This is a genomic window from Streptomyces sp. ID05-26A, from assembly GCF_033794685.1.
Lineage (GTDB): Bacteria > Actinomycetota > Actinomycetes > Mycobacteriales > Pseudonocardiaceae > Lentzea.
In genome coordinates this window covers 2460579-2486347 of the sequence record NZ_JARAYZ010000001.1, presented here as the reverse complement: position 1 = coordinate 2486347, position 25769 = coordinate 2460579, and the positions used below count along the sequence as shown (strand labels likewise).

Sequence of the window (25769 nt, the reverse complement as noted above, 5' to 3'; positions counted from 1 at the left end):
ACCTTCACCCGTTCGTGTACGGCGTACGCTGACCCGCGTGCGAGTCAGGAATGGCGTGCTCAAGATGCTCGGCCTGTGCCTGCTGGCTGGGGTTCTCCTCGCCGGCATGCTGTTCCCAGTCGTGGGTGCGACAGGCCTCGTCTCGAACAGAGCCAGCGACACGGTGGACAGCATCTCGGCCGACCTGGTGACGACGGATCCTCCGTTGATCACCACGGTCACGGACAAGGAAGGCGCCCCGATCGCCTACCTGTTCGACCAGTACAGAGTGCTGACACCTCCCGAGAAGATCTCGCCGACCATGAAGGCGGCGCTGATCTCGGTCGAGGACCGCCGGTTCTACGAGCACCAGGGCGTCGACTGGAAGGGCACGATCCGTGCCGGTCTGACGAACCAGGTCAGCGGCTCGGTGTCGCAGGGCGCGTCGACGCTGACCCAGCAGTACGTCAAGAACTACCTGGTCCACGTGGTCGCCCGGAACAACAAGCTGGAGCAGGCCAAGGCCCAGGAGCAGACGATCGCGCGCAAGATGCGCGAGGCGCGGATCTCGTTGCAGTTGGAGCGCAAGCTCGGCAAGGAGGAGATCCTCGCCCGCTACCTGAACGTCGTTCCTTTCGGTTCGACCATTTACGGCATCGCGGCGGCGGCGCAGGCTTACTTCAACACCACTCCGGACAAGTTGACGGTTCCCCAGTCGGCGATGCTCGCGGGAATGGTGAACAGTCCGTCAGCGCTCGACCCCGAAGCGTATCCGGACAAAGCGTTGGACCGGCGCAACAAAGTGATCGACAGGATGGTCGAGAACGACAAGCTGTCGCGCGACGCGGGTGAGGCGGCGAAGAAGGAAGGGCTGGGTCTCGCGGCCCCGGTTCGCACCCCGCCGAACGGTTGTGTCGGTGCCGGACCGGAAAACGGCTTCTTCTGCTCCTACGTCGTGAACTACTTGCAGCGCGCGGGTTTCAGCGAGGAACAGCTGCGCACCGGCGGCTACACCATTCAGACCACTTTGGACAGAGCAGCCACCCAGCAGGCGAAGCAGGCGGCCGAGGCGGGCGTCGGCAAGGGCGTCGACGGCATCGCGAACACGATGGCGATCGTGAAGCCCGGCAAGGAGCGCCACGACGTGCTGGCGCTGGTCGCGAACCGCGACTACGGCCTGAAGTCCGACCTGCGCCAGACGACGTACGACCTGCCCAGCGGCGTGGAGAACAAGTTCGGCGCGGGCTCGATCTACAAGGTCTTCACGGCCGCGGCGGCGCTGGAGAAGGGGCTCGGCATCGAGAACGTCATCCCGACGCCGACCTCGCACACGTCGCGGGTCTTCAAGGGTGGCGCCCAGCGCTGCCCGAGCACCGGTGAGCCCGGCACGCGCTGGTACTGCCTGTCGAACTTCGACTCGAGCTACCCGTCGTCGATGACGCTGCAGCAGGCCCTCGCCACGTCGCCGAACACCGGCTTCGTGATCCTCGAGGAGCAGACCGGCATGGACGCGGTCGTGGACATGGCCTCGCGGCTCGGCATGCGCGAGACGATGGCGACGAACCTGCAGGGCACCAGGCCCGACCCGAAGGCCAAGGACAAGCAGAACCGCATCTCGCAGACGGAGTTCTACAAGCAGAACGGCGGCAACGCGTCGTTCACGCTCTCCCCGGCGCCGGTGTCCACCCTGGAACTCGCGAACGTCGCCGCGACCATCGTGAGCGGCGGCAAGTGGTGCCCGCCCACGCCGATCGCGAAGGTGCTGGACCGCAACGGCAAGGGCGTCCCCGTCAACGAGGCGCCGTGCGAGCAGGTCGTCGCCGAGGGCCTCGCGAACGGCCTCGCGGTCGGCATGAGCAAGGACGACGTCGGCAACGGCACCGCCGCGGCCGCCGCCCGCAACGCCAAGTGGACCCGCCCGATGATCGCGAAGACGGGCACCACCGAGGAGTACAAGTCGGCCGCGTTCATCGGCGCGACCCCGGACTTCGCGGGCGCCGTGCAGACGTTCAACGACGGCACCTCGCCCCGTCCGATCTGCCTCGGCGCCCAGCCCCGGCTGTGCGGCAACGGCAACATCTTCGGTGGCACGATCCCGGCCAAGACGTGGTTCGAGACGATGACGAAGATGCACGGCGGGATGGCGGTGTCCCCGCTGCCGCAGGTGGAGCAGCGCTACCTCAAGGGCGGCCGCGAGATCCAGGTGCCGGACGTGGTGGGCAAGCAGATCAACGACGCCACCCGGATCCTGGATCAGGCCGGCTACAAGGTGAGCCAGCAGTCGGTGAACTCGGAGCAGCCGAAGGGGACGGTCGTCAGCCAGTCGCCGCGCGGCAACGCGTTGCGCGGCACGGTGATCACGCTGTCGGTGAGCTCGGGGTACGTGCCGCCGCCGGTGGCGACCGAGCCCCCGGCCCAGCCGCCTCCCCCCGGCAGTCCCGGCAACCAGCCGCCACCGGTCACGCTGCCGACCGAGCCGAACCGCTAGCCCTGGGCCAGCATCGCGTTGAGGCGCTCGACGCTCACGTCGACGTGAGCGCGGATCTCGGCGACCGCCCTGTCGCGGTCGCCGAGGCGGACGGCGTCGAGGATGGCGCGGTGCTCGGCGACGACCTCGGCCGGTGTCTCCTGCTTCGAGAGCACCGTGAGGTAGAAGCGCAGTTCCTTGGTCAGCGCGGCGAAGAACTCGTCCAGCCTGGTGCTGTCGAGCAGCGCGACGATCGCCTGGTGGAACGCGAGGTCGCGGTCGACGATCTCCGGTGAGCCGTTCTCCGCCGCCTCGACGAGCGCGTCGAACGCGTCGGTGATCGCCTGGAGTTGTTCCGGACGCGGGGTGCGGGCGAGCGCGGCGGTCTCCAGGCGTTCGCGGGCGGTGTAGAGCGCCTCGATCTTCTCCCGCGTGGGCGCGATGACGACGGCGCCCCGGTTGACCTCGTAGCGCACCAAGCCGGTCAGCTCGAGGATGCGGACGGCCTCGCGGATGGTGTTGCGCGCGACACCCAACTCTGCCGCGATCGCACTCTCCCTGAGCCTGTCACCAGGGCCGAAGGCGCCCGCCATGATCCGTTCGGACAGGCCGTCGGCGAGCTGCTGAGCCGTGGTGGTGCGGCGCACTTCGAGGCCGTCGAGGGCTGACATGTGGCCAGTTTAACCAGTTGCCCTACAGTTGAACTGTACTACAGTTTGAGTCATGGATCTGACGACGTTCAAGGCGCTCAGCTTCGACTGCTACGGCACGCTCATCGACTGGGAGACCGGGATCGCGGCGGTGCTGTCGCCGTGGGCACGTTCCGCGGGACTCTCCCTGTCCGACGAGGAGCTGCTGCTCGCGTACGGCAGGGAAGAGGCGGTCGTGGCGGCGGAGACGCCGTTCAGGCTGTACCCGGAGGTGCTCGCGGAGGCGTTCCGGCGCACGGGTGAGGGCCTGGGCCGTGAGGTGAGCGAGGAATGGGCCGGGCGGCTGGGTGCGTCCGTGCCGGACTGGCCGGCGTTCCCGGACTCGGCGGACGCGTTGGCGCGCCTGGCCGCCCACTACCGGCTGATCATCCTGTCCAACGTGCACCGCGACGGGTTCGCGGGCAGCAACCTGCGGCTGCGCGGGGACTTCGCGGCGATCGTCACCGCGCAGGACGTCGGGGCGTACAAGCCCGCCGAGAACCACTTCCGCGCGCTGGATCGTGAGCTGGACTCGCTGGGGATCGAGCGCTCGGAACTGCTGCACGTGGCGCAGAGCCTGTTCCACGACCACGTGCCGGCCAAGCGCGAGGGCCTGCGGTCCGCGTGGATCAACCGGCGGCACGACCGGCCGGGCTGGGGCGCGACGCCCGAACCGTCCGGTGACTTCAGCTACGACCTGGAGTTCGGGTCGATGGGCGAGTTCGCGGACGCGGTCGACAAGGCGTTCTGAGCTGGGGTGCCGCAGCGGCTTCGACGGCCGCTGCGGCACGACGTGTCAGCTGGTCAGCTTGGCCTTCACCGCGGCGGCGACGCGGCCACCCTCGGCGCGTCCGGCGACCTCGGCGTTGACGGCCTTCATGACCTGGCCCATCTGCTTCTGCCCCGGCGCCTCGCCGAGCTGCGCGGCGACGGCGTCGAACGCCTTGTCCACAATGGACGTCAGCTCCGCGTCGTCGAGCTGCTTGGGCAGGTAGATCTCCAGCACGGCGAGCTCCTGGCGCTCCAGGTCGGCCTTCTCGGCCCGCCCGGCACCGTCGAAGGCCTCCGCGGCCTCCTTGCGCTTCTTCGCCTCACGCGCGAGGACCTTCACGACCTCGTCGTCACTGAGCTCACGGGCCTGCTTGCCCGAGACCTCCTCGTTCGTGACGGCCGTGAGCGCCATCCGCAGCGCACCGGCCGTGACGGTCTCCCGTGCCTTCATCGCGACAGTCAGGTCGTTCTTCAGTCGCGTCTTCAAGTCCGCCATGGCGCAGAACGGTACCGCCCGCCGGATGCCGCGCCGATCGAGTTAACGCCCTTCCGTACCCTTGACGCGTGAACAAGCTGGGCCGCGCCCTCCTCGCCACGACCGCTCTCGGCGCCGCGACCGTCGCGTACGCGGCGGGAATCGAGAGAAGGCACTGGACCCTGCGCACCGCGACGGTGCCGGTCCTGTCCCCCGGAGCCAAGCCGATCCGGGTGCTGCACATCTCAGACCTGCACATGACGCCGAACCAGGTGTCGAAGCAGCGCTGGGTGGCCGCCCTGGCCGACCTGAACCCGGACTTCGTGGTCAACACGGGCGACAACCTCGCGCACAAGGACGCCGTCCCCGGCACGTTGCGCGCGCTCGGCCCGTTGCTCGACAAGCCGGGCGTCTTCGTCTTCGGCAGCAACGACTACTACGCGCCCAGGCTCAAGAACCCGGTGCGCTACCTGCTGCCGTCCTCCAAGACCAAGCGCATCCACGGCACGACGCTCCCGTGGCGCGACCTGCGCGCCGGCATGATCGAGCGCGGCTGGGAAGACCTCACGCACCTGCGCAAGACCATCATGGTCAACGGCCAGGCCATCTTCTGCGCGGGCCTCGACGACCCGCACCTGAAGCGCGACCGCTACGCCGACATCGCGGGCACGCCGGACCCCTCCGCGGCACTGCGGCTGGGCGTCACGCACTCCCCCGAACCGCGCGTCCTCGACCCGTTCGCGGCCGACGGCTACGACTTCGTGATGGCCGGCCACACGCACGGCGGCCAACTCCGCATCCCGTTCTACGGCGCCGTCGTGACGAACTGCGAATTGGACCGGGGCCGGGCCCGCGGTGTTTCCCGCTGGGGTTCGCACATGTGGATGAACGTCTCTGCCGGGATGGGCACTTCGCCGTACGCGCCGGTGCGCTTCTGCTGCCCTCCGGAGGCTTCCCTGCTGACCCTGGTTCCGCGGCCCGTTACGCCTGGTCAGGGGCGGAATGAGGGGGTCCGATTCGGAGCTGGCGCGGACATGATGTAGAGTTCTACATGTTCCCAGCCGGGGTGTGGCGCAGCTTGGTAGCGCGCTTCGTTCGGGACGAAGAGGTCGCAGGTTCAAATCCTGTCACCCCGACTGAATAAAACAAAGCAGCTCCTGTTCGCAGAAATGCGGATGGGAGCTGATTTGTTTTTCCGGCTTTCCCACTCACACCCGCCACTCGACGGCGAAGTCGCCTTCCAGCCACTCCGCCGTCGCGTCGAGCATCGCGGCGACGCTCTCCCAGCACGGTTCCTCGTCCGCGCCCTCGACGTTGTCGAACAACGTCACGCAACCACGCCGTGCACCCTCGCGGAGGTCGGCGAAGAGGTAGCTGCCGGACGCGCTGACCGCGACCGGGACGAAGAGCGGTAGCCACAGGTCGCCGATGAGGGTCCCGGCGGGTTCACCCAGTGCGCGTGCCTCGTGGCCGTCGACGTCCTCGACGCCCAGATCGTCCGCGACCTGCCGCCGGACCTCCATCATCATCTCGCGGACTTCCAGCGCCTGACCGACGCCGAGCGGGCTGTAGTACTTCGGGATGACGGGGGCGTAGTCCACGTTCTCCAGGCCGCCGCACGCCGCCCACCACTTCGCGAGGTCCGCCGGCAGCGGCGTGCCGATCACCTCCTCGGCCGCGGCCAGGTCTGCCGCGGTGGCCGGAGGTAGGAACTTGGCGTGCAACTCGGGCGCGAGGGAGCGGAGCCGCACGCCTGCTCGGGACCAGTTCATGCGTCAGATCATCTCCTCCGCGCAGGCGTGTGATGCAGCCCACGACACGAAACGAGAGGGTTGTTTCAGTCGTGAATTCGTCTCAGCTTTTGTTTGCCGACATTGCCCGGGAAGGCCCGCCACCCCAGAGTCGAAGGTCCTTTCTGGTCACGCGAAAGGACATCAAGGTTCCCGATAAGCCACCCGATCGTGTGATGCAGCTCGACACGCGCGGCCGTAGACGGGACCGTGTTTGCATGACACAGGGCCATCGTTCTGCACCAAACTTTACGAAACGACCACGTAGCGTTAACCCTTAAGAGTGAAGGTTGACGGTTCAACTCACGTTGCGTAACGGCTGTCTTGATCCAAACGACGAAGGCAGTGGTTCAGCCCCTCATTGAATATTTCGGGAGATGTCTGTGATGGACTCCGCCTCCGCCGCCAATCCTGCTCATAGGTCTTGGATCGTCGTAGCGGCCAAGGCAATTGTGGTGTTGCAGTCCCTGGGGATCGTTTACATGCTCACATCGGCTTGGGTGACGGTCGCGGTCGCCGTCGGTTTCGCTGTGGTCTTCTTCGCGGTCAGGGCCCTGTCCCGGGCGTCGCGGAAGGTCGACCAGATCTTCGAGGAGGAACTCGGCCGGCAATAGGCTCGCGTCCATGCTGACGCGGGTGTCCGAGGCCCTGGTGAAGCCGGGGCGAGAGCAGGAGTTCGTCGCACGGGTGCGGGACCTCGTCGCGGGGTTCCCCGAGATCTACGACGGACTCGAAGGGCACGAGGTGCTCGTCGACCTCGATGACCCGTCATGCGTGCGGTACGTGAGCCGGTGGCGGGACGAGCAGGCGCTCGAGAACTACGCGGGTCCGGGGTGGCGCACCGATCCGGTGACGTTCCCCGACGAGGACGAGTACCTGCGGCAGCCGTTGGCGCTGCGGCACTTCCGGCAAGTCAGTTGATGAAGCCCCGCGCGGGCAGGCCCTCCGGGAAACGTTCCAGGGCATCGCCGGCCACGCGAGCCAGTGACTCCAGCGTCTCGGTCTCGTCCGGGGTCGCGGTGTGCGGCACGGCCCAGTAGCAGCCGATGGCGCCGAGCGGTGCCGGGCGCAGGATCGGAGCCATCAGCAGGCTTCGCACGAAAGTCGGCCGATACGCTTCTTGAGGAATCCTCGAATCGAAGCGGATGTCCCTGATCGCCACGGTCTGACGATTAATCATCGCCCACCCGCTGATGCAGTTCACGGCCGGGAAGCGCTGGCCCTTCCACAGCGGGCTCATCGAGTCCTCGTCCGCGTAATAGCAGAGGTCGCCGTCGAGGAGCACCAACGTCGCACCGTGCGCGACCAGCGAAGACCTGGCCGCCGTGCGGACGATCCGTTGGACCTCCTCCAACGTCGCGGCCCCGGCGAGGCGCTCCATCGTGTCGGTCATGCCTCCACGTTAACTCTCGCCGGACCGCACACCTAGATTTTCTGACTCGATTCAACTAATCAGCGTCTGGTCCTCGGCCGGTGGCCTTGCGACAAAGATTGCTGATGCTTTGCAACAATCCACCGCTTCACGGCCGGGCGCGTCGCCAGCACGAGGCTGAGCACGCACACCGCCAGCAGTGCGGCCGACCCCAGCGAGGGCACGAGTTCGGCGACGCCACGGCGTGCCGAGCGGACCAGTGCCACCAGCAGCACGAGCGCGGTGAAGCCGCCCGCCATCTGCGAGGCGGCCGTGTTCGGGAAGTGCGGGTGGTTGACCGACATCGCGCCCAGGGCGTTCAGCAGGCCGAAGCCCGCGACGATCACGGCCAGCAGGATGCCGACGAACAACGTGCCGCCGGACATCAGGAAGCTCACGATCACGAAGGCCGCGAACGCCAGCATGGCGACGGCCAGGATCCAGTTCAGGACCGCGAGAAGGGTGAGCTGCGAGGGCTTCGGCGGCAGCCCGCCGGGCGGCTGGTTCCACTGCTGCTGGTTCCACTGCTGCTGGGGCGGCGGTTGCTGCGGCCAGTGCTGTTGCGGCGCCGGACCTTGCTGGGGCCACTGCTGCTGCGGCGGCTGGTGTCCGTGACCGGGCGGTACCTGGTGTCCGTAGCCGGGCGGTACCTGGTGCCCGTGGCCCGGTGGTGGCTGGTGCGGTGGCGCACCCCACTGTGGTGGTTGTGTCATCTGCGACCCCCCTAGAAGCAGCCTCTGACTCTAGTGTTGAACCGTGACCACGCACCCTTCTCCCGTCATTCCGGACCAGCTCTTCGAGGACCCGGCCGCCGAGACCCGGTGGCGTGAGCGGTTCACCGCTCCCCGCATGAGCCTGCCCGCCTGGGCCGACGACGCACCGGACCGCACCCTGTACGTCTCCAACGCCAGTGGCGTGTGGGAGGTCTACTCCTGGGACCGCGCGACGGACGAACACCGCAAGGTCACCGATCGCCCGAACGGCACGTCGCACGCCACGCTCGACCCGGACGGCAACGAGATCTGGTGGTTCGACGACCACGACGGTGACGAGTTCGGCGTCTGGGTGCGCGAGCCGTTCAAGGCCGACGGCAGCAAGGCAGAACCCGCGGTCGCCGACGTGACGCCCGGCTACCCGGCGGGTCTGGAGATCGGTCGCACCGTCACGGCCGTGGCCGCGTCGACCGACGACGGCACCACGGTCTGGTTGACGCGGGGCGGTCGGAGCGAGGTGATCTACCAGCACGTCAACGACGCCGGTGTCACCGCGCTGGCCAAGGACGAGTCGCTCGTCGTGATCGCGCACTCCGAGCACGGCGACAACCGCCACATGGCGCTGCGCGCGTTGAACGCGGAGACCGGCGAGACCGTCGCCGAGAAGTGGGACGGCAAGGGCAAGGGCCTCGACGCCATCTCGTTCAGCCCGGTTCGCGGCGACCAGCGACTGCTGGTGCTGCACGAGCGCCGCGGCCGCGAGGAACTGCTGATCTGGGACGTCGCCGCCGACACCGAGCACGAGATCGTCCTCGACCTGCCGGGTGAGGTCGCCGCCGACTGGTACCCGGACGCGTCCGCCCTGCTGGTCGTGCACACCCACCACGCCCGCAACACCGTGCACCGCTACGACCTCACGACCGGCGAACTGTCCACTCTGGACACCGCACCCGGCGTCGTCGGCTCCGCGGGCGTGCGCCCGGACGGCACGGTCGAGTACTCCTGGTCGTCCGCCGAGCGCTCGACGGTGATCCGCGCACTGGCCACCGACGGCACCGAGCGCGTGCTGGTCGAGCCCGCCGGCGCCAAGCCCGCGACGTCGTTCAGGCTGGAGGACGTGTTCGTCGGCGACGTGCACGCCCTGGTCTCGAAGCCCGACGGCGAAGGCCCGTTCCCGACGGTGTTCCTGATCCACGGCGGCCCGCACTCCTCCGACGAGGACCGCTTCTCCGCCTACCGCGCGGTGTGGCTCGACGCCGGTTTCGCGACCGTGCACGTGAACTACCGCGGTTCCAGCGGCTACGGCTCGAAGTGGCGTGACGCCATCGAGGGCAGGCCGGGCATCACCGAACTCGAGGACATCGCCGCAGTGCACGACTGGGCGGTCGAGTCGGGCCTGACCGACCCCGCGCGCTCGGTGCTGAACGGCGCCTCGTGGGGCGGCTACCTGACCCTGCTCGGCCTGGGCATGCAGCCCGAACGCTGGGCCGTCGGCGTCGCGGGCGTGCCGGTCGCGGACTACCTCGCCGCCTACGAGGACGAGATGGAACCGCTGCGCGCCTTCGACCGCGCGCTGTTCGGCGGCTCCCCCGAGGACCTGCCGGAGCTGTACAGGGAGTGCTCGCCGCTCACGTACGTCGACCAGGTCACGGCGCCGGTGCTGATCCTCGCGGGCGAGAACGACCCGCGCTGCCCGATCCGGCAGATCGACAACTACCTCGACGCGCTCGCTGGGCGTGGGCACGCCTATGAGATGTACCGCTACGACGCCGGTCACGGGTCGCTGGTGGTCGCCGAGACGCTCCGGCAGACGGCGGCCGAGGTGGACTTCGCCAGGCGGCACCTGGCGAAGTAACCCCGCGCTCTGGCTGCCGGGTGCCCCGGCAGCCAGAGCATGATCGCGAGTTGTCCACAGGCTTCCGGCGCGTTGACCTGCGGCTACCTCGGGCTCGGCAGCCTGTGGACAGAGCGGGAACCAAAACCGGGACCCGCGCGTTGCGTCAGGAGGAATCGCGCGGGGAGCGGTGGGCACGGCGCGTGGCCACCGTGACATGTCGGTCGTCCGGCGACATGTCGGCCGTGCGGTGACATGTCGGCCGTGCGGTGACATGTCAGTCGTGCGGCGCCGAGGCCGCCCCGGAAACGCAGCGCACGGCAGCCCCGATGAACACGGCATGAAGGAGTCGCGAAGCGACAGGCCTGCCGGGCAGATGCACGACTCGTCGCTGTTGCGGGAGATGCTCGACGACGAGTGGTCCGAGGCGATGCTCGCCGGACTCGCCGGCGGCATCGGGTTCATGTACTTCGTGTTCGAGTACAAGGGCCACACGCCCACGATGACGATCGTCGCGCGGCACCACCCCGCGCCGTTCATCCCCACCGCGCTCGTGCACGCCGGTATCGAGCACGAGGTCACGTCCACGACGTCCGCGCGCAAGGCCGAGCAGCAGTTGAGGGCGGCTGACGGGCCGGTGATCTGCCTGGTGGGCAAGGAGAAGCACCCGGTCGGGGTGCTCGGTGTGGACGGGGACGTCGTCACCGTGCACGACCAGGGCACGCACGTTCAGCCGCTCGGCGAGTTCACGCACGCTCAGCCGCTCGGCGAGTTCCTGAAGAGCTGGGGCCTGGGCAAGCACGAGATGATCCGCATCGGTGAGCGCCGGGGTGAGCCGGACGTCGCGGGTGCCGTGCGGATGACGTGCGAGCACCTGACCGGGCCCGTGCTGGGCAACAACTTCGACGTGAACTTCGGGTTCTCCGGCATGCGCAAGCTCGCGGAGCAGTTGCGCGACAAGGGGAAGAAGGGCTGGGCTCAGCGCTGGGCCTACGACCCCGCGTTCGTCCAGAAGAGGCTGCACGACTGCCTGGAGGTCGAGTACACCGCGAAAGGTGCGACTCGGCCGCTTTACGCCGAGTTCCTCGACGAGGCCGGACTGCCCGGTGCGCCGGAGTTCCGGGAGTCGGGCGCGCTGTGGTCGGAGATCGCGCTGGGCGGCGACTACGACGAACTGGCCCGGAAAGTCGACGAGGCCCGTTCCGTCGAGGAACGGGCCATCCGCCGGCTGATGTCGAACTGACGAGCTAGACGCTGGCCTGTGAGGCTCGTTGGGTGACAGCGGTGGGCGAGGCACCCGCGTCTCTCACCTGACGAACTTGCAGGACTGACGGGCTAGGCCGCCTGGGCCTGCCACATCCAGTGCGCCTGCTCCAGTTCCTGCGTGATGCCGATCAGCAGGTCCTGGCTGACGAGGTCGTGCTTGTCGGTCTCCTCGATGCGCGTGCGCATGCGGGCGATCAACGACCCCAGGGAAGACGTGATCGACGTGACCACCTGCTCCTCCTTCAGCCAGCCGGTCTCGATCTCCTGCACGCCGGACGACGCGGCGATGGTCTTCGCCGTGCCGTTCGGCGTGACGCCGAGAGCGCTTGCGCGTTCGGCGACCTGGTCGGCTGCGTTGCGGGCCAGCACGACCAGTTCGTCCAGCTGGAGGTGGACGCTGCGGAAGTTCTTGCCGATCACGTTCCAGTGCGCCTGCTTCCCGATCAGGGAAAGGTCGACGAGGTCGACGAGGGTCGCCTGGAGGATGGCGCCGACGGCATCGCGGTCGGCGTCTGCCAGGGGGCTGGTGATCGGGTTCTTGGCCATGTGAAACGCGCCTCCTAGACGGTGACGGTGAGCGCCACCTCGATGTTGCCGCGCGTCGCGTTGGAGTACGGGCAGACCTGGTGGGCCTGCTCGACGAGCTTCTCCGCGACCGCCTGGTCGAGTCCGGGGATCTTCACCGCGAGTTCGACGGCGAGCTGGAAGCCGCCGGCGCCGTTGGATCCGATGCCCACCTTGGCGGTTACCTCAGAAGAAGCGACCTGAATCTTCCCGGCGCGCGCGACTGCTGCGATGGCGGAGTTGAAGCAGGCCGAGTACCCGGCTGCGAACAGCTGCTCCGGGTTGGTCGCGTCGCCACCGGGGCCGCCCATCTCCTTGGGGATCGACAGGACCTCGTCGATCACACCATCGGATGAACGAACCTCGCCGTTGCGGCCTTCGCCGTAAGCAGTCGCCTCAGCCGTGTACAGCGCTTCCATTCCGCTCTCCCTTGAGTCAGTGGGCTTAAAGCCTTTCACTGAGGGAGAACGCATCGCGCACGACTTAAATGCCCGACCGTGACTCAGTTCACGTCGGAGAGGGGGCGGCGGAGCGCGAACTCGGCGACCTGACGGCCGATGACCCGCAGGTTGCGGTCGACGTCGGCGTCCGAGCAGGCGCCGTCGCCGTCGAACTTGACCTGGGCGGAGTTGATCGCGGCACCGAGCGGGGTCGGCCAGCCGCGCAGGGCGTGCACGATCGAGCGGACGGCCGAGAGCGTGTTGACCGCGGCCTGCCAGCCGTAGGCGGCGGTGATGGTGCCGACGGCGCGGCCGTCGAGGTACGGGCGTTCGTCGTCGCGCAGGTCCTCGATGTAGTCGAGGGCGTTCTTGACCAGGCCGGACACGGTGCCGTGGTAGCCGGGTGACACGACGATCACGCCGTCGCACCGGCGCAGGTCCTCGACCATGCGGAGGGCGACGTCCGTGCGGTCGGGCACCGACGGGTCGTAGAACGGGAGCACCAGGTCGGGGCCGCTGTACTGGATCGTCTCCGCACCGAGCTCGCGAGCACCCTCCAGTGCGACCCGCAACGCCCTTTCGGACTGCGAGTCGGACCTGATCGAGCCCCCGATGCCCACCACCGTCACCGTCATGACGTCGATCCTTCCACCTCCAGATAACTGGAGATCCAGGGCTACTCGCTAGTAACCTGAGACACATGTCGAACTTCCAGGCCGGCGTACTGGCCGGCGCACTGCGCTTCGCGTTCGGTCTCCCTGGGCCGGTGCGCCGACTCATCGCCGGTGCGCCGATCTACCTGGACGGTCAGTACCTGCACCCGGAGGCCCAGCTGCTGCTCAAGCTCCAGCAGCTGTCGGGTACGGACTGGCGCACGAAGTCAGCTTCCGAGAGTCGGCTAGACCTGGAGTTGAGTTCGAAGCTCGTCTCCGGCCCGAAGATCACCGGAGTGGGTGCACGGGACCTCACGATCGGCGAGTTCGCGGGCCGGCTCTACATACCGCGACTGCTGCCGACCGGCTCGCCGTTGTTGATCTTCTACCACGGTGGCGGCTGGGTGACCGGAAGTCTCGACAGCCACGACAACCTGTGCCGGTTCCTCGCCAAGGAGGCGGGCGTGCGGGTGCTGGCGGCCGACTACCGGCTCGCCCCGGAGGCGCGGTTCCCCGCCGCGGCCGACGACGCCGCCGAGGTGCTGCGGTACGCGGTCGCGAAGGCCGAGGACCTGGGCATCGACCCGAAGCGGATCGCGCTCGGCGGGGACAGCGCGGGCGGCAACCTGGCCGCGGTGACCGCGCACTCCGCCGAGGTCGACCTCGCGTTCCTGCTGCTCTTCTACCCCGGTGTGGACGCGTCGGTGCGCCGCCGGTCGCGGGAGATCTTCGCCAACGGGTTCTTCCTGACCGACGAGAAGATGGACTGGTTCCTCGACCAGTACACCGAGGGCGGCAAGGACCGGCACGACCCACGTCTGTCGATCATGCTCGCCGAGGACCTCTCGAACCTGCCGCCGACCTACATCGCGACGGCGGGTTACGACCCGTTGCGCGACGAGGGCGAGGCCTTCGCCGAACGGCTGGCCGCCGAGGGCGTGCCGGTCGTGCTGCGCAGGCACGAGGGCCTGTTCCACGGCTTCGCGAACGTGCTCGGCGTCGGCGGGATCTTCCGCGAGGCCGTGTCCGAGGCCGTCGGCGCGCTGCGGACCGGGTTCGCGCTGGCCAACTCCGCTCAGGACGTCACCGAGACCGCCTGACGCTGCCGCGACAGCACCCAGCCGACGCCGGCGACGAGCAGTCCGGCGACACCGGCGACGACGAAGCCGAGCGGGGGTCCGCTGTGGTCCACAGCGACTCCCGCCAGCGGCTGACCCGCGGCGACGCCGAACGTGAACGCGGAACCCTGCAGTCCCAGTGCCAGCCCGCGCGCGGTGGGTGGCGCGCTCTTGGCGATCAGCTCGGACGACGCCGTGATCGTCGGCGCGCAGGCGAGGTTCATCGGGATCAACGCGAGGGCCAGCAACCACACGTTGCCGTCGCCGAGGCCGACCGGTATCTCCAGCAACGCCATGCACGCCAACAGGAACACCCCGGTCGGCACGCGTTTGAGACTCCCGTAGAAGAGCCCGCCCAGGGCCGAGGCCGCGCACATCACGAAGAAGATCAGCCCGAGCCAGCTCTGCTGACCGGTGCGCTCCAGTGAGGCGATCGCCGAGATCTCCATGCCCGACAACACCATCGTGGCGCCGAACGGGATGATCAACGCGGCGATCATCGGCCCGCGCAGCCACTCCCTCAACCGGGGCGGCGGCCCGTCGACCACGTCGTCCTCGTGCAGCAGCACCGGGTTCACGAGGAACAGCACCGCGCTCGCGGTCAGGATCGCCACGCCGATCACGACCAGGGCAGTCCCGGTCGAGAACTTCGTCGCGATCAGCACACCCGCCGCGGGCCCGACCATGAACGACAGCTCGACCGAGATCGAGTCGAGCGAGAACGCGGGCCTGCGCTGGGGTTCGGGCACGATCGCGGTGAGCGCCTGCCGTCCGATCGACATCACCGGCACCGCGACGAGCCCGTTGGCGAACGCGAGCACGAGCAGCACGTAGTAGTCCATCAACGGTGCCGTCACCCAGAACGCGCCTTCGAGCAGGCTCAGCGCGAGCACGAACCGCAGGCCCTTGCTGTCGACGAGCTTGCCCATCAACGGCGACCCGAGACCGAGGCCGACCATGGTCGCGAAGCCCACCGTGCCGGCCGCCGCGTAGCCCTTGTCGAGCGTGGTGACGACGTGCAGCGTCACCGTGACGCCCGCGGCCGTCGGAGGGATCCTGGCGAAGAGCATCAGCAGCATCAGGGGACGGACCCCCGGCAGCGCCAGGACCGACTTGAACGGAGCGAGGTTCACGAGGACATCGTCACCCTGGTGGCAACAGGTTTGCTCTGCCGGGCCAGCAGCCAGGCGACGCCCGCCACCAGCAGCCCGATCACGCCGACGATCGCGAAGCCGAACGGGGCACCGCCGCTGTCGATCGCGACGCCCGCGACGGGAGCGCCGATCGCACTGCCGACGGTGAACGCCGACCCCTGCAGGCCGAGCGCCAGGCCACGGGCGGTGGGCGGCGCGAGCTTGCTGATGTGCTCACCGGAGGCCGCGATCAACGGCGCGCACATGAGGTTCATCGGCACGAGGAGCAGGCACAGCAGCAGCACGTTGCCATCACCCAGACCGACCGGGATCTCCAGCGCGGCCATGAGGACCAGCAACACCAGCACGCTCGGCACGCGCTTCACGCCGCCGTAGACCAGGCCGCCCACGATCGACGCGGCGCACATCGCGAAGAACACCGCGCCGAGCCAGCTCTGCTTGCCGATGTGTTCCAGCGACGCGATCGCCGAGACCTCCATGCCCGCGAGGCACACCGTCGCGCCGACGCACACGACCAGCACGCCGACGATCCGTCCGCGCATCCACTCGAACAGCCGGGGCTGCGGCCCGTCGACGACCTCGTCCTCGTGCACCATCGGCGGGTTCGCCCAGTACAGCAGCACCCCGGCGACCAGGATCGAGACGCCGATGAACACCAGCGCGGCGTTGGTGGAGAACTTCGTCGCGACGAGCACGCCAAGTGCCGGACCGCCCATGAACGACAGCTCGACCGAGATCGAGTCGACCGACAGCGCGACCCGCCGCCGGCTTTCGGGCACGAGCGCGGTGATGACCTGCCGTCCGATCGACATCATCGGCACGCCCAGCAGCCCGACGAGGAACGACGTCACCAGCAACGTCCAGTAGCCCATCAGCGGGGCCGCGAGCCAGAACGCCGCCGAGGCCGTCACGCTCACGGCCAGCATCGACCGCAGACCGCGCGCGTCGATCAGCTTCCCCATCAACGGGGCGCCGAGCCCCATGCCGATGGTGCCCGCCGCCCCGACCAGCCCCGCCGCGCCGTAACCCCTGTCCAGCGTGACCGCGACGTGCAGCGTCAGGATCACGCCGGTCGCTGCCGGAGGCATCCTCGCGAAGAACATCAACAGCGCCAGGGGCCGCACTCTGGGCAGCAGGAGAACGTGTTTGAAGGGGGCGAGGTCCACCTCGTCATCCTCGCCCGGATGGCAAAAGGTTTTCTTTGCTAACGATGTGATTCGTCGTACAGGTCTTCCAGCGCCTTGTAGGCCTTCACGACGAACGGCCGTGCGTTCGCGTACCTCTCGACCAGCTTCTCGTCCGGTGTGATCGTCTGGGTCGGCTGCACGAGGTCGACGGTCAGCGACTCGATCTCCCCCAGCGCCCGCCACGCCAGCAGCGCGGCTCCCACGGCCGAACCACCGCTGTCCTCGGTGAGGTGCAACGGCATCCCGAGCGTGTTCGCCAGCGTCTGGGCCCAGATCGGGGCGCGGAACGCACCGCCGGTGATCCTCAACGAGTCGACGTTCGGCACCGCGTCCAGCACGAGCGCCAACTGCTGGCACACACCCTCGACCAGCGCCTTCGTGATCTGCTGAGGGGTGTGTTCGCGCCTGAGGCCGAGCAACGCGGCGTGCGCTGTCGGGTCCCACCACGGTGCCCGTTCGCCCAGCAGGTACGGCAGCGCGACGAGCCCGTCGGAGTCGACGTCGGCGGCCTGCGTCAGCAGCTCACCGACCGGGACGCCGAACGTCTCCGCGGCCCACTGCGCGACCACACCACCGTTGCTGATCGCACCGCCGCGCACCCACAGGCCTTCGCCGATGGCGTAGCTGAACGTACGGCCTTCGGCGTCGACACCGGGACCCTGCTGAGCCACGCGGAGCGCGCCCGAGGTGCCGAGCGAGACCGCGCCGGCGCCGGGGGTGGCCGCGCCGACGCCGAGGTTGCCCAGCGGTCCGTCGCCGCCGCCGACGATCACGGGGATGCCGGGGCGCAGACCGGGGATCAGGGCGGTGAGAGGCGTCGAGTGCGTGGGCTCGACCAACGGCGGGAGCTGGTCCGCGGTGACGCCGGCGAACTCCAGCGACGGCTCGTGCCACTGCAGGGTGTGGATGTTCATCAGGCCCGTGCCGGAGCCGGACGAGTGCTCGTTGATCAGCACGCCGGTCAGGTGCAGGTGCACGAAGTCCTTGATCTCGCACCACTTCGCGGCACGGACGCCGTTCTCGTGGAACCACGCGAGCTTCATCAGCGGCGTGAACGAGTGGATCGGCGCGCCGGTCTGCTGGTGCAGCTCACGGCCCTCGGCGGTGCCCCGCAGGCGTTCGGTCTGCTCGACCGCGCGGTTGTCGGCCCAGCTCAGAGCATCTGTGACCGGAGACAGATCTCTGTCGAGACCCATGATCGAGTGCATGGCACCGGTCAACGAGATCGCTCGTACGTCGTCGGAGGCCAGTTCGCGCAGCGCGTCGAACGCGGCGTCGAGCACCTGCCGCGGGTCGTGCGTGGCTTCGAGACCGCTGGTGTGCATGGGATAGGTGCGTTCGGTCGAGGCGACGACACGGGCCTGCGCGTCGACCGCGACGACCTTGGTAGCCGTGGTGCCGAGGTCCACCGCGAGAACGATCATGCGGCACCCCGCACGGCGGTGAAGACGCCGAAGCTCGGGGACTGCCGCAGCGGGCCCCAGAACTCCTCGCCGCGTTCGTCGTCCGGCGTCACGGCGGGTTGGCGGGTGACGTCCACCAGGCCGGCCCGGGTCAGCGCCGCGTCGAACACGCCGCGCTCCCAGTAGAAGGAGTCGAAGTCGAACGGCGGGTCGCCCAGCACCTGCACCGTGACCGGCTGCTTCACGTTCATCGGGCCCGTGCGGGTGACCTCGTAGCCGTAGCGGCCGTACTGCGCGAGCAGGTCCCAGTCGGCGTCCGGGTTCGGCACCAGCACGACGAGCCGGCCGCCCGGAGCGACGTTGGCCTTGAGGTTGGCGATCATGGCGTCGAGCGCGGGCTCGTCGTCCGCGTAACCGAGCAGCCAGACGGCCGTCACCACGTCGAACTCGCCGAGCACGGGCAACGCCGTCGCGTCGTGCTGCTCGTAGGTGATGCCGCGCTGTTCGCGCCGCTCGACGTGCCGCGCGTAGCCGATCATCTCCCCCGCCGAGTCGACGCCGACCACGCGGGTCGCGCCCAGGTCGTGGAAGAGCCGGGCGTAGAACCCGGTGCCGCAGGCCACGTCGAGCACCGAACGGCCCAGCAGGTCACCGACCGCGGACAGGAGCGTCGCGCGCTCGGCCAGGCCGGTCGGGATGTGTTTGGCACGCTCGTAGATCGCGCCCAACGCGTCGTACTGATCGTCGCTCTCCGCCATGCGATTCACCCTAGAGCCACTAGGACGGCGGATACCGGACGAACCACTCCTGTCCCACCGGCGCGGCCGCACTCCTCTCCAGGTCCCAGTCCGCCACCATCCGGTCGATGACCGGCCGGAACTGGACTCGTTCGACCCAGGCCGGGCGGATCTTCCCGACGCCGTGCAACGCTCCGGCGAGGTTGCCGGCCATGGACGCCGTCGAGTCGTTGTCGCCGCCGTGGTTGACCGAGAGCAGCAACGCCTCGTTCGGGTCGTCGGTGGCCAGCACCGAGTACAACGCGATCGCCAGTGCCGTGTCGCCGACACCCCCGCGGCCCAGTTCCTCGACCTTCGCGACGCCGGGGTTGCCCAGCGCGGCGAGTTCGAGGGCGTGCTCGATGCCCGCGACGACCTCCTCGTGGCCTTCGCGCTGGACCAACGAGTCGACGGCGACGTCCAGGGCCTTGAGCAAGTCCTTGCCGCGCAACAGCTGGTGCACCAGCACCGCGAACACGCCCGCGGACAGGTAGCCGCTCGGGTGGCCGTGTGTCAGCGCCGCGTTGTCCGCCGCCAGCGCGAACACGACGGCCGGATCGTCGTCGGCCAGGGCGACCGGCGCTACCCGCATGGCGCCGCCGCAGCCCTTGGAGTTGTTGACGGGCTTGGTGATCGTGGCCTGCTCGCCGGTGCGGGCGTACTCCTGCAACGCGCTCGTGCACGTGAGGCCGGGCGCCCGCATCCGGAAGAGATCGCGGTGCGACACGAGCCAGCCGTCCGGTTCGTCCACAGTGGAGTGGATGCCGCGTGCCTTGTCCCACGGCGTTTTCTGCGTGTGGAGCCAACGCTGGTATGCGTTCTGCGTGACGGTGGTGAGCTCGCGTTCGCCGGTGATCCGTTGCCGCACGTGCGACCGGATGACCGCCTCGAACGTGAACAGCGTCATCTGGGTGTCGTCGGTGATGTCCGGCTTCTCGGGCAGGTCGGTGATGCCGTCCGGGCCGTGGCGTTCGTACACGACCTCCATCGGGAGGTTCTCGGTGTTCGCCCCGAGCGCGTCGCCGATCGCACCGCCGATCAGGCACCCGCGCAGCCGTGAGTCCTCGTGCGGTACGAGGAAGAACCGGTGGCCGCGGGCGTCGACCCACCGGCTCGCTTCACGCGTGGCGGAGGGCCGCTCGCCGCACCCGCAGGTCCGCATGTGCTCCGCGGCGGCGCCGGCCAGCTGCGCGAAGTCGAACTCTGCCTCGAACGGCAGGCCGGGGTTGACGTGCAGCCGCGGCTTCGTCGAGACCAGCCTGCTCAGGATCGTGTGCAACGGGACGCGGATCCACTGTTCTACGCCCGCGGGCAGCCGTGACTCGTCGGTGTAGGCGACGAGAACATCGGCGTCGGTCATCAGGGCTTCACCGGGGATGAGCAGCTCACCGTGCGCGGCGTGGTGCCCGAAGCCCTCCGCGTCGCCTTCGTGGTCGTGCAGGAGCTGTTCCACCGGCGTCAACGGGCTCACCACGACCTCCGGTACAGCTCTTCGGCCACGAGCCGGACGTCGTGCTCGGGTCCGCCCTCCAGCGCACCGGCGACGGCCCGCGCCACCCCGCGGCCCTCACCGCGGACGGCCTGCGCCAACGCCCCCGCGGCGGTGAACGGGTCAGCCTCGGGCGGGTCCAGCTCGGAAGGGGTGAAGAGGTTCTTGGCCAGCATGATCACGGCGTCGCACGCGGGTGAGCCGGGCCCGTGGGTGAGCGCGACGAGTTCACGGATCCGATCCTCGTCGAGCCGTTGGACGGCGGCGGGCAGCGCCCAGATCAACGCGCCGGGCCCCTGCGACCTCACCTTGCCGCGCGACGAGCTCCTGGCACCCTGCCGCGACACCAGATCGGCCTGCACACCGGGCTCGGACGCCCACGAGGCCAGTGCGGCGGCCGGGTCCTCCGCGGAACACGCGACCAGCTGGTCGACGAGTCCTGTTCGGACACCCGCGCCGAAAGCGAAACCCTGATAGGCGGCCACGACTTCTACGAGCCGAGGCGGCCTCACCCACTCAATGTCCCCCATCGCCGCCGAACCCTACCGGGCCCGGCGGCGACAGGAGAGTCGATCATCTAGAGGCGCTTCGCGAGCTCTTCCGCGACCTCGTAGGTGTTGAGCGCGGCACCCTTGCGCAGGTTGTCACCGCACACGAAGAAGTCCAGCGTGTTCGGGAAGTCCAGCGCCTGGCGCACGCGGCCCACGTACGTCGGGTCCTCGCCCACGGTGTCCGCGGGCGTCGGGAACTTCTGCGCCGCCGGGTCGTCGACCAGCACGATCGTCGGCTGCGACTCGAAGATCTTGTGCGCGGCCTCGACCGTGATCTCGCGGGCGAACGTCGCGTGGACGGACAGCGAGTGGGTCGTGACGACGGGCACGCGGACGCAGGTCGCGGAGACCTTCAGGTCCGGGATGCCGAGGATCTTGCGGGCCTCGTTGCGGACCTTCAGCTCCTCGGACGACCAGCCGCCGTCCTTGAGCGAACCGGCCCACGGCACCACGTTGAGCACCAGCGGGGCGGGGAAGGGCGAGTCCTCGGCGGACAGACCGGCGGCGGCGAGCGCTTCGGCCACGTCACCCGCGGACACCCCCGCTTCCTTGCCCGCCAGCGCCGCGATCTCGGCGTACAGGCGGTCGATGCCGGACTGGCCGGCACCGGAAGCGGCCTGGTAGGAGGCCACGACGAGTTCCTTGAGCTCGAACTCGCGGTGCAGTGCGCCGAGCGACGCCATCATCGACAGCGTCGTGCAGTTCGGGTTCGAGATGATCCCGCGCGGACGCTCGTTGATCTGGTCCGCGTTCACCTCGGGCACGACCAGCGGCACGTCGGCGTCCATCCGGAACGCGCCGGAGTTGTCGATCGCGACGGCACCGCGCTCGACGGCGATCGGCGCCCACTCGGCGCTGACCTCGTCGGGAACGTCGAACATCGCGATGTCGACGCCGTCGAACGCCTCGGGCGACAAGGCGATGACCGTGACGTCCTGGCCGCGCACGTTGATCTTCTTGCCGGCCGAGCGCGGGGACGCGATCAACCGGATCTCGCCCCACGGCACGGAGGAGCGGGTGTTCATGATGTCGATCATCACGGTGCCGACGGCACCGGTCGCGCCCACCAGCGCGAGTACAGGCCCAGTCATCGTCCAGTCCCTGCGTAAACGACGGCCTCTTCGTCGGTGCCCAGCTCGAACGCGTCGTGCAGGGCACGGACGGCGTCGTCGAGCTGGGTGTCGCGGCAGATGACCGAGATGCGGATCTCCGAGGTGGAGATGATGTCGATGTTGACGCCGGCCGTGGCCAGCGCCTCGCAGAACGTCGCCGTGACGCCGGGGTGCGAGCGCATGCCCGCGCCGATCAGCGACACCTTGCCGACGTGCTCGTCGTAGAGGACCTGGTCGAACCCGATCTCGCCGCGGGCCTTCTCGAGCGCCGCGACGGCACGGGGGCCGTCGTCCTTGGACAGCGTGAACGTGATGTCCGTGCGACCCGACGCGGCCTGCGAGACGTTCTGCACGACCATGTCGATGTCGAGCTCCGCCTGCGCGATGACGCGGAAGATCTTGGCCGCGATACCGGGGTGGTCGGGAACTGCGGTCACGGTGATTTTGGCTTCAGACCGGTCGTGCGCGACGCCGGTGATCATCGCCTGTTCCACGGGAAGGTCCTCCACTGAACCGGACACGATGGTTCCGGTCTTGTTGCTGAACGAAGAGCGGACATGCACGGGCACGTTGTAGCGGCGGGCGTACTCCACACAGCGGAGCATCAGCACCTTGGCGCCACACGCGGCCATCTCGAGCATTTCCTCGTAGGTGATCGTGTCGAGCTTCTTCGCGTTCGGCACGATGCGCGGGTCGGCCGTGTAGACGCCGTCCACGTCGGTGTAGATCTCGCACACGTCGGCCTTGGTCGCCGCCGCGAGCGCCACCGCGGTGGTGTCGCTGCCGCCGCGGCCGAGCGTGGTGATCTCCTTGGAGTCCTGGGAGACGCCCTGGAAGCCCGCGACGATCACGATGGCCCCCTCGGACATCGCGTCCTGGATCCGGCTGGGAGTCACGTCGATGATCCGGGCTTTGCCGTGCGCCGAGGTCGTGATCACGCCGGCCTGCGAGCCCGTGTACGAGCGCGCTTCGGCACCGAGCGAGTTGATCGCCATCGCGAGCAGCGACATCGAGATCCGCTCACCCGAGGTGAGCAGCATGTCGAGCTCACGTGCGGGCGGCACCGGCGAGACCTGGCGGGCGAGGTCGAGCAGCTCATCAGTCGTGTCACCCATGGCGGACACGACGACCACGACGTCGTTACCCGCTTTTTTGGTCGCGACGATGCGCTCGGCCACGCGTTTGATCCGCTCGGCACTCCCAACCGATGAACCGCCGTACTTCTGGACGACGAGCGCCACCGACCTGACCTCCTTCGCGCGACTAAAACCCCACGTCGAAGGCAGCCTACCCGGACCACCTGGTGAGACTCTGGAGCCGTGATGCGCGTGACTACTCTGTCCGGGTGTCGTCGAGTGCCGATGTCGTGGAGGCCCCAGCAGCCGTGCATGAGAGCAGTGCGCGCTCGCGGATGGCCGAAGCGCTCAGACATCCGGCGGCGTTGTGGACCGCTCCGGCGCTCATCTACCTGATCGTCCGCCAGGTCGGTCTGTTCGTGCTGCAGCTCGTCGTCGAGTACCAGAACAGGCTCACCGGCAAGGCCGACACCTCGATCGACAACCTGAAGTCGTGGGACGGCGACTGGTTCCTCGGCATCGCGTCGGGCGGTTACAACGGCGTCCCGGCGCCCCCGTACGACGCGTTCGGCCGCCGCACCGCCGAGACCCCGCTCGCGTTCTTCCCCGGCTACCCCGCGTTCGTCCGCTGGGTCGACGGTCTGCCGGGCGTGGACGTGGTCGGCGCGGCCTTCGCGGTCAGCCTGATCAGCGGCATCTTCTGCGCGTACGGACTGTTCGTCCTGGGCCGCGTGGTCCGCGACGGCTCGACCCGCGCGGGCCTGATCTTCGTGACGCTGTTCGCCGCGTCCCCGATGGCCGTCGTGCTGTCGATGACCTACTCCGAGGCCACGTTCTGCGCGTTCGCCGTCTGGGCCCTGGTCGGCGTGGTGAAGAAGCGCTGGATCCTGGCCGGCGTCTGCTGCGCCGCCGCGGGCCTGGTCCGTCCGACCGCGGCAGCCCTGATCGTCGCCGTGGGTCTGGCCGCCCTGGTCGCGGTGCTCGCCGACAGGAAGGACTGGCGGGCGTGGGTCGGCGGCGCGCTCGCCCCGCTCGGCCTGCTCGGTTACCTCGGCTGGGTGGCCGTCCGCACCGGTGACCTCATGGGCTGGTTCGGCGTGCAGCAGCGCGGCTGGGGTTCGAAGTTCGACGGCGGCGCTGCCACCTGGGAGTTCGCCTGGGGCCACCTCGGCAACCCGCGCTCGGTCCTCGAAACCGGCACCGTCTGGCTCCTGGCGTTCGCGATCGTCCTGGTCTTCTACGCCTTCCAGCGCCGCCTGGAGTGGCCGCTGATCGTCTACGGCATCGGCGTCCTGGTGATGGACGTAGGCTCGAACGGCCTGATGAACTCGAAGGCCCGCCTGCTGCTCCCGGCCTTCACCCTGCTGCTCCCCCTGGCCCTGGTCCTGGCCCGCCGCCGCCCGTCCACCGTCTTCACGATCCTCGGCATGGCGACGCTGTTCAGCGCGTGGTTCGGCGCCTACTCCCTGGCCGTTTGGCAGTATGCGATCTGATGAACGAACTCATCTCCCAGCGCCGCAGCCCGCGAGCCTTCGACGCTGACGCAACGGTGTCCGACGACGAACTCCGCACGCTGCTGGAGGCGGCCCGCTGGGCCCCGTCCCACGGCAACACCCAACCGGCCCGCTTCATCGCGGGCCACCGCGGCTCGACGACGTTCGACGCGATCTTCGAAACGCTCACGCGCGGCAACAAGACCTGGGCGTTCCGCGCCTCGGTCCTGCTCATCGGCTGCGTCGTCACCACGGACGACCGGGGCGACATCCCGAACGTGGAGTTCGGCCTGGGCCTCGCGATGGAGAACATCGCCCTCCAGGCCGTCGACCTCGGCCTGATCGCACACATGATGGGCGGCTTCGACAAGGAAGCCGCCCACAAGACGTTCTCGATGCCCGGCAACGCCCGCCCACTGGTGGCCATGGCACTGGGACGACAAGGCGCGCTCTCCGACCTCCCCGAAGACCTTCAGGCCCGCGAGCAGCGAGAACGCAAACGCCTCCCCCTCAGCGACACCGTCTTCACCGGCACCTGGGGCGAGTCACAGTTCAGTTGAGAAGTACTTGGTAGCGACCTCGTTGTGCAGCGGAAACGCCAACGGCACGCAGTCGAAGATGATCGCGCGCTCGGACGCCTCGTCGTTGGGAACGAACGGAGGCATGTCCTCAGCGTTGATCGCGGGCGCAGTGGCGAACATCAACACAGTCCCGCCGTCGGGCGTGGACACGAAGTGCAACGGCCGCAGGTCCTCCGGCGCAAGCCGCACGTTCGCTTCTTCTTCAAGCTCCCGCACAGCACTCTGCTGCCAGGACTCCCCGCGATCCATGAACCCGCTGACGAACGCCAGCTCCCCCACAGGAGGAATGGCCCGGCGAACCGTCAGCAACCCGGTCCGGGGCCCGTCCTTCACCGGCACCAGCAACACGACGACAGGCGAGGGATTCGCCCACACCATGTGCCCACAGCTACCGCACCTACGCGGGTACGCAGCCGTCTCGGCGTACTGAGTGCCACAGCTGTTGCAAAAGTCGTCGCGCGCCATGATGACGAACCTAGTTGAGGCGCCTAACAAGCTTAAGGACGATCGCTCGAACGCCAAGCCAGAACAACGCGGCCAACCCGAAGTTGACGATCACCCGCAGCTTGGCGTCAGACGGACTGAACAGGTCCTTGAACGCCAACGCCACCGGCTCGGCCACAGCGGCGACCGTACTGGTGATGACGTTGCCGGGGTTGGCCCCGCCGACGGTGAGCACGACGTGAACGACGAGCACCACCGCCAGCGCAAGGCCGACCCAACTGACGATCCCGGCGGCAAGACCAACAACACGCGTCCGCATACCGCCGGAATCTA

General features: G+C 68.7%; 28 protein-coding genes and 1 tRNA gene. 11 read left to right on the top strand and 18 right to left on the bottom strand.

The window, feature by feature from the left end:
* The first annotated feature begins 37 nt into the window (after positions 1–37).
* Positions 38–2467: a transglycosylase domain-containing protein gene (locus tag PV646_RS12280; protein WP_500341534.1), complete on the top strand. Its 2430-nt coding sequence runs from the start codon at positions 38–40 to the stop codon at positions 2465–2467.
* Here PV646_RS12280 and PV646_RS12275 read toward each other — a convergent pair.
* Complete coding sequence (locus tag PV646_RS12275; RefSeq protein ID WP_500341533.1) at positions 2464–3117, bottom strand: GntR family transcriptional regulator; 654 nt, start codon at positions 3115–3117, stop codon at positions 2464–2466. The genes PV646_RS12280 and PV646_RS12275 overlap by 4 nt on opposite strands.
* A gap of 52 nt (positions 3118–3169) precedes the next feature.
* On the opposite strand from PV646_RS12275, the gene PV646_RS12270 reads away from it, so the two are divergent.
* Positions 3170–3886 carry a haloacid dehalogenase type II gene (locus PV646_RS12270; RefSeq protein ID WP_500341532.1) on the top strand — a complete coding sequence of 239 codons (717 nt, stop codon included), beginning with the start codon at positions 3170–3172 and terminating at the stop codon, positions 3884–3886.
* A gap of 45 nt (positions 3887–3931) precedes the next feature.
* Here PV646_RS12270 and PV646_RS12265 read toward each other — a convergent pair whose 3' ends face one another.
* Entirely contained in the window at positions 3932–4402 is a 471-nt protein-coding gene (locus PV646_RS12265; protein WP_500341531.1) for a GatB/YqeY domain-containing protein, read from the bottom strand.
* A 68-nt stretch (positions 4403–4470) separates the two neighbouring features.
* Here PV646_RS12265 and PV646_RS12260 point away from each other — a divergent pair, with 68 nt between their 5' ends.
* Together PV646_RS12260 and PV646_RS12255 are read left to right on the top strand one after the other, a co-directional pair.
* Entirely contained in the window at positions 4471–5424 is a 954-nt protein-coding gene (locus tag PV646_RS12260; protein WP_500341530.1) for a metallophosphoesterase, read from the top strand.
* A 19-nt stretch (positions 5425–5443) separates the two neighbouring features.
* Positions 5444–5517: transfer RNA gene (locus PV646_RS12255), tRNA-Pro, on the top strand.
* A 72-nt stretch (positions 5518–5589) separates the two neighbouring features.
* Here PV646_RS12255 and PV646_RS12250 read toward each other — a convergent pair.
* Positions 5590–6153: an SMI1/KNR4 family protein gene (locus tag PV646_RS12250; protein WP_500341529.1), complete on the bottom strand. Its 564-nt coding sequence runs from the start codon at positions 6151–6153 to the stop codon at positions 5590–5592.
* Between the two features lie 500 nt (positions 6154–6653).
* Here PV646_RS12250 and PV646_RS12245 point away from each other — a divergent pair, with 500 nt between their 5' ends.
* Both PV646_RS12245 and PV646_RS12240 read left to right on the top strand, forming a co-directional pair.
* Complete coding sequence (locus PV646_RS12245; protein WP_500341528.1) at positions 6654–6785, top strand: hypothetical protein; 132 nt, start codon at positions 6654–6656, stop codon at positions 6783–6785.
* Positions 6786–6795: 10 nt separating this feature from the next.
* On the top strand, positions 6796–7092 hold the full coding sequence (locus PV646_RS12240) for an antibiotic biosynthesis monooxygenase family protein (RefSeq protein WP_500341527.1): 297 nt from the start codon (positions 6796–6798) through the stop codon (positions 7090–7092).
* Here PV646_RS12240 and PV646_RS12235 read toward each other — a convergent pair.
* Together PV646_RS12235 and PV646_RS12230 are read right to left on the bottom strand one after the other, a co-directional pair.
* The gene (locus tag PV646_RS12235; protein ID WP_500341526.1) at positions 7085–7564 is read right to left on the bottom strand and encodes a GAF domain-containing protein; all 480 of its coding nucleotides are present in this window, start codon (positions 7562–7564) and stop codon (positions 7085–7087) included. The genes PV646_RS12240 and PV646_RS12235 overlap by 8 nt on opposite strands.
* 59 nt (positions 7565–7623) lie before the next feature.
* Complete coding sequence (locus tag PV646_RS12230; protein ID WP_500341525.1) at positions 7624–8295, bottom strand: hypothetical protein; 672 nt, start codon at positions 8293–8295, stop codon at positions 7624–7626.
* A gap of 43 nt (positions 8296–8338) precedes the next feature.
* On the opposite strand from PV646_RS12230, the gene PV646_RS12225 reads away from it, so the two are divergent.
* Positions 8339–10150, top strand: coding sequence for a S9 family peptidase (locus PV646_RS12225; protein ID WP_500341524.1), 1812 nt, complete (start codon positions 8339–8341; stop codon positions 10148–10150).
* A gap of 319 nt (positions 10151–10469) precedes the next feature.
* Complete coding sequence (locus PV646_RS12220; RefSeq protein WP_500341523.1) at positions 10470–11372, top strand: BtrH N-terminal domain-containing protein; 903 nt, start codon at positions 10470–10472, stop codon at positions 11370–11372.
* 92 nt (positions 11373–11464) lie between these two features.
* Here PV646_RS12220 and PV646_RS12215 read toward each other — a convergent pair whose 3' ends face one another.
* The 3 genes from PV646_RS12215 to PV646_RS12205 form a co-directional block, all read right to left on the bottom strand.
* Positions 11465–11941: a Dps family protein gene (locus PV646_RS12215; RefSeq protein WP_500341522.1), complete on the bottom strand. Its 477-nt coding sequence runs from the start codon at positions 11939–11941 to the stop codon at positions 11465–11467.
* Positions 11942–11955: 14 nt separating this feature from the next.
* Positions 11956–12378: an organic hydroperoxide resistance protein gene (locus PV646_RS12210; RefSeq protein WP_500341521.1), complete on the bottom strand. Its 423-nt coding sequence runs from the start codon at positions 12376–12378 to the stop codon at positions 11956–11958.
* 83 nt (positions 12379–12461) lie between these two features.
* Entirely contained in the window at positions 12462–13034 is a 573-nt protein-coding gene (locus PV646_RS12205) for an NADPH-dependent FMN reductase (RefSeq protein WP_452255348.1), read from the bottom strand.
* A 65-nt stretch (positions 13035–13099) separates the two neighbouring features.
* On the opposite strand from PV646_RS12205, the gene PV646_RS12200 reads away from it, so the two are divergent.
* Positions 13100–14152 (top strand): alpha/beta hydrolase, encoded by a 1053-nt coding sequence (locus tag PV646_RS12200; RefSeq protein WP_500341520.1) that lies wholly within the window; start codon positions 13100–13102, stop codon positions 14150–14152.
* Here the strand turns inward: PV646_RS12200 and PV646_RS12195 are convergent.
* Genes PV646_RS12195 through PV646_RS12160 form a run of 8 tightly spaced genes read right to left on the bottom strand, consistent with a single transcriptional unit; the run spans position 14128 to position 23083 of the window.
* Positions 14128–15303, bottom strand: a complete 1176-nt coding sequence (locus tag PV646_RS12195; RefSeq protein ID WP_500341519.1) for an MFS transporter — start codon at positions 15301–15303, stop codon at positions 14128–14130. The genes PV646_RS12200 and PV646_RS12195 overlap by 25 nt on opposite strands.
* Complete coding sequence (locus PV646_RS12190) at positions 15300–16490, bottom strand: MFS transporter (protein ID WP_500341518.1); 1191 nt, start codon at positions 16488–16490, stop codon at positions 15300–15302. Before PV646_RS12190 ends, PV646_RS12195 begins: the two co-directional genes overlap by 4 nt.
* Positions 16491–16528: 38 nt before the next feature.
* The gene (locus PV646_RS12185; RefSeq protein ID WP_500341517.1) at positions 16529–17935 is read right to left on the bottom strand and encodes a gluconokinase; all 1407 of its coding nucleotides are present in this window, start codon (positions 17933–17935) and stop codon (positions 16529–16531) included.
* Positions 17932–18672, bottom strand: coding sequence for a class I SAM-dependent methyltransferase (locus PV646_RS12180; protein ID WP_500341516.1), 741 nt, complete (start codon positions 18670–18672; stop codon positions 17932–17934). Before PV646_RS12180 ends, PV646_RS12185 begins: the two co-directional genes overlap by 4 nt.
* Positions 18673–18691: 19 nt before the next feature.
* Positions 18692–20161, bottom strand: a complete 1470-nt coding sequence (locus PV646_RS12175; RefSeq protein WP_500341515.1) for an ADP-ribosylglycohydrolase family protein — start codon at positions 20159–20161, stop codon at positions 18692–18694.
* The gene (locus PV646_RS12170) at positions 20158–20709 is read right to left on the bottom strand and encodes a hypothetical protein (protein ID WP_500341514.1); all 552 of its coding nucleotides are present in this window, start codon (positions 20707–20709) and stop codon (positions 20158–20160) included. Before PV646_RS12170 ends, PV646_RS12175 begins: the two co-directional genes overlap by 4 nt.
* Before the next feature lie 47 nt (positions 20710–20756).
* Positions 20757–21821: an aspartate-semialdehyde dehydrogenase gene (locus tag PV646_RS12165; RefSeq protein ID WP_500341513.1), complete on the bottom strand. Its 1065-nt coding sequence runs from the start codon at positions 21819–21821 to the stop codon at positions 20757–20759.
* Positions 21818–23083, bottom strand: coding sequence for an aspartate kinase (locus PV646_RS12160; protein ID WP_500341512.1), 1266 nt, complete (start codon positions 23081–23083; stop codon positions 21818–21820). Before PV646_RS12160 ends, PV646_RS12165 begins: the two co-directional genes overlap by 4 nt.
* A gap of 104 nt (positions 23084–23187) precedes the next feature.
* Here PV646_RS12160 and PV646_RS12155 point away from each other — a divergent pair, with 104 nt between their 5' ends.
* Both PV646_RS12155 and PV646_RS12150 read left to right on the top strand, forming a co-directional pair.
* Entirely contained in the window at positions 23188–24411 is a 1224-nt protein-coding gene (locus PV646_RS12155; RefSeq protein ID WP_500341511.1) for a hypothetical protein, read from the top strand.
* Positions 24411–24971, top strand: coding sequence for a nitroreductase family protein (locus PV646_RS12150; protein WP_500341510.1), 561 nt, complete (start codon positions 24411–24413; stop codon positions 24969–24971). The genes PV646_RS12155 and PV646_RS12150 overlap by 1 nt, the downstream gene beginning before the upstream one ends.
* Here the strand turns inward: PV646_RS12150 and PV646_RS12145 are convergent.
* Positions 24957–25370, bottom strand: coding sequence for an NUDIX domain-containing protein (locus tag PV646_RS12145; RefSeq protein ID WP_500341509.1), 414 nt, complete (start codon positions 25368–25370; stop codon positions 24957–24959). The genes PV646_RS12150 and PV646_RS12145 overlap by 15 nt on opposite strands.
* 97 nt (positions 25371–25467) lie before the next feature.
* Positions 25468–25755: a hypothetical protein gene (locus PV646_RS12140; RefSeq protein WP_500341508.1), complete on the bottom strand. Its 288-nt coding sequence runs from the start codon at positions 25753–25755 to the stop codon at positions 25468–25470.
* Between the last annotated feature and the right edge of the window lie 14 nt (positions 25756–25769).